The sequence below is a fragment of the Rhizobacter sp. P2_H2 genome (genome assembly GCF_056403375.1).
This window is the reverse complement of record NZ_JBFUFP010001083.1, coordinates 1-1,779: the sequence shown is the minus strand read 5'-3', so window position 1 is coordinate 1,779 and position 1,779 is coordinate 1. Positions and strand designations below refer to the sequence as shown.

The following is a 1,779-nucleotide window of genomic DNA, read 5'->3' as shown; positions in this document are numbered from 1 at the left end:
CGGCCATGCCTTTCAACTCGGCGAGCGCGCGGCTCGCAGTGATGGCCTTGCGCAACACGGCCGTCGTCTCCAATGCCGTCGCTGGAGGCAGCGGCGGCAGATCGTTGAAGGGCGTGTTGCGATCGAACATGCGTGGCGCTCCTGGAAGAGGCCGCTATTGCACCACTTGCATCACGTCCAGCAACCTGTCCAATCCTCCTGCATTGATCGCCACCATCGCCTGCGCCCGCACCGCCGGCTTCGCGTGGTAGGCCACCGAGAGCCCGGCGACGCCCATCATCGGCAGGTCGTTSGCSCCGTCGCCCATSGCGATCGCCTGCGACGGSTKGATGCCCAGTTGCGCGCAGGTCGCGAGCAGCATGCGCTTCTTCTCGTCGCCGTCGCAGATGTCGCCCCAGGGCTGGTCGACCATGCGGCCGGTGAGTGCGCCATCGGCCACCTCCAGCACGTTCGAGCGCGTGAAGTCGATCTTCAGGCGGTCGCGCACGTGGTCGGTGAAGAACGTGAAGCCGCCCGACACCAGCAGCGTCTTCATGCCCGCCGCCTGGCAGGCCTGCACCAGCGCCGCGGCGCCGGGGTTCAGCTGCAGCCGCTCATCGAGCACCTGCTGCATCGCGCTGACCGGCACGCCCTTCAGCAGCGTGACGCGCCGGCGCAGGCTGTCCTTGTAGTCGGTGATCTCGCCGCGCATCGCGGCCTCGGTGATCGCCGCCACCTCGGCCTTGCGGCCGGCCGCATCGGCGATCTCGTCGACGCATTCGATGTTGATCAGCGTCGAGTCCATGTCGAACGCGATCAGCTTGAAGTCCGCCAGCCGCAGCGGCGGCGTGAAGCGCTGGATGACGAGGCCGGGGGCGAATTCGAGGGTCATGGGATCAGGCAGTCTCTTTGGGTTGGCCGAGGGAGCGCAGCACGTCGCGGATCAGTTGCGCGCGGTCCTTCGGCTCCGGGGTCTGGCGCTCGATTCGCAGCTTGTCGTTGCCGGCCAGCTTGATGTGGCGGTTCTTCTGCACCAGCTCGATGATGCGCATCGCATCCACCGGCGGGTTGGGCCGGAAGCTGATCACCATCAGCCCCGGCGCCGCATCGATCTTCATCACGCCGTAGGGCTTGGCCAGCACGCGCAGCCGGTGCACGTCGAACAGCGTCTGGCCCTGCGGCGGCAGCTTGCCGAAGCGATCGGTGATCTCCTCGAGCATCGTGTCGATCTGCTCCGGCTTCTCGGCGGTGGCCAGGCGCTTGTACAGGCTCAGGCGCGTGTGCACGTCGCCGCAGTAGGCATCGGGCAGCAGGGCCGGCGCGTGCAGGTTGATCTCGGTGGTGGCCGACAGCGGCGACAGCAGGTCGGGCTCGCGCCCGGCCTTCAGCGAACGCACCGCCTCGCCCAGCATCTCGTTGTAGAGCTGGAAGCCGACCTCCATCATGTTGCCGCTCTGGTTGTCGCCCAGCACCTCGCCGGCACCGCGGATCTCCAGGTCGTGCATCGCGAGGTAGAAGCCCGAGCCGAGCTCCTCCATGTTCTGGATCGCCTCCAGCCGCATCGCCGCCTGCTTGGTCAGCCCCTCGACCTCGGGCACCAGCAGGTAGGCATAGGCCTGGTGGTGCGAGCGGCCGACGCGCCCGCGCAGCTGGTGCAGCTGCGCCAGGCCGAACTTGTCGGCGCGGCTGATCACGATGGTGTTCGCGCTCGGCACGTCGATGCCGGTCTCGATGATGGTGGAGCACAGCAGCACGTTGTGGCGCTGCGCGACGAAATCGCGCATCACGTGCTCCAGCTGC

Annotated in this window: 2 protein-coding genes; both read right to left on the bottom strand. The window is 67.7% G+C overall.

What is annotated here, in order from left to right; all coding sequences use genetic code 11:
- Nucleotides 1-154 precede the first annotated feature (154 nt).
- Entirely contained in the window at nt 155-871 is a 717-nt protein-coding gene (gene serB / locus AC1D15_RS30250; RefSeq protein WP_477828935.1) for a phosphoserine phosphatase SerB, read from the bottom strand.
- Nucleotides 872-875: 4 nt separating this feature from the next.
- The coding region (locus tag AC1D15_RS30245; protein WP_477828934.1) for a TRCF domain-containing protein at nt 876-1,779 on the bottom strand (904 nt) is incomplete at its 5' end.